We start from the raw sequence: 1,467 nt of genomic DNA, 5'->3' as shown, positions 1-1,467 counted from the left end.
CAATGTATAACCGCAATTACGGCGGATTCGACTACGTCAGAATCCACTCGGAATTGCTAACGTCAGTATTTAACCGAAAAACATTAACTTTAATCCCGTAACTGACGGTTATACGAGACCGTTGGCAACAATTTGACAGCTCATCCTTTAAAAACAACAAATCAGAATTTAATTTTTCTACCAGCATGTTTTTAGATTCATTTTTGCTGAGAAATAATTAACTAAAAAAATGCGAAATAAAATTTTAAAATGGATTATAAAGACACTTTTAATAAGTGTTGTTATTTATACACTAATATGTTTAACTCTTATTTACTGGCCTATTAAACTTGAAAAAAATGTAACAAATTATGATTACAGTTCTATAAAAGAAAACACAAATGTAGCTTTAGGAGTTGAGCAATGGGTGAAAATGAGAGATGATAAGGAGATTTTTAGTAGAGTTTATAAAAGTCAGAGCAAAGATGTTATGATTCTTATTCATGGTTCCGGTTCAGAAAGTAGATATTTGTCAGAAATTGCAAATGCAATGGCGAGTGAAAATATTGCTACGGTAATAACACCTGATATAAGAGGGCATGGTAGAAATAAAGGGAAACGAGGTGATATCGATTTCATTGGACAACTTGAAAACGATATTGAAGATTTGATTCGATTTAGCAAGAAAAATCTTAATGCTAAAAAGGTCATTTTGGCTGGTCATTCTTCAGGTGGTGGATTTGTTTTAAGGTTTATTGGAAATCCAAAAAACAGTAAAGTGGATAAAGCAATTTTAATTTCGCCCTATTTGGGATATAATTCACCAACAGTAAAACCAAATAGTGGTGGATGGGTAAAAGTAGCCTTGAAAAGAATAATCGGACTTTCAATGCTCAATAATCTAGGTATAAAAAACTTAAACCATTTACCTGTTTTGTTTTTTAATCGTCCTGAAAACATTAATGACAGTCTACAAGTTCCTTCGTATTCATACAATATGACCATGAATTTTGATTCAAAAAACTATCAACAAGAGATAAAAAACATAAACATACCCTGTTTGGTTTTGGTAGGAAAAGAAGACGAAAGTTTTTATCCTGGACAATTTCCAATCGTATTTAAACCTTCTAAAAAATTTACCCAAGTAGAAATTATGGAAAATGTAAAACATTTAGATATTGTAAGGAACAGTAAAACGTTCAGGTTGATTGAAAGGTGGAATAAAAAGAATTAAAACTGTTGCCAACAATGTATAACCGCAATTACGGCGGATTCGACTACGTCAGAATCCACTCGGAATTGCTAACGTCTGTGCTTAACCGAAAATTATTAACTTTAATCCCGTAACTGACGGTTATACGAGACCGTTGTGTGTAATTTGAGAAATGAGACAAACGATGACCAAAAGTGATAAAAATTTAAGGATTCTGAACAAGTTAATTGTGAACGGATTCTATAATGGATATATCGGAACTGAAAAGTTTGAAT

1 protein-coding gene is annotated in these 1,467 nt (G+C 32.0%); it reads left to right on the top strand.

From position 1 onward, the window contains the following. The first annotated feature begins 229 nt into the window (after positions 1–229). Positions 230–1,213 carry an alpha/beta hydrolase gene (locus LG651_RS15625; RefSeq protein ID WP_226697041.1) on the top strand — a complete coding sequence of 328 codons (984 nt, stop codon included), beginning with the start codon at positions 230–232 and terminating at the stop codon, positions 1,211–1,213. Positions 1,214–1,467: the final 254 nt, after the last annotated feature.

It is taken from the genome of Neotamlana sargassicola (assembly GCF_020523965.1).
GTDB lineage: Bacteria > Bacteroidota > Bacteroidia > Flavobacteriales > Flavobacteriaceae > Neotamlana > Neotamlana sargassicola.
The sequence above is the reverse complement of the archived record's forward strand: the minus strand, read 5'-3'. Positions and strand labels throughout refer to the sequence as shown.

Coding starts and splice junctions, on each gene's coding strand:
- LG651_RS15625 (WP_226697041.1), top strand. CDS start 230: ATGCGAAATAAAATTTTAAAATGGATTATAAAGACACTTTTAATAAGT.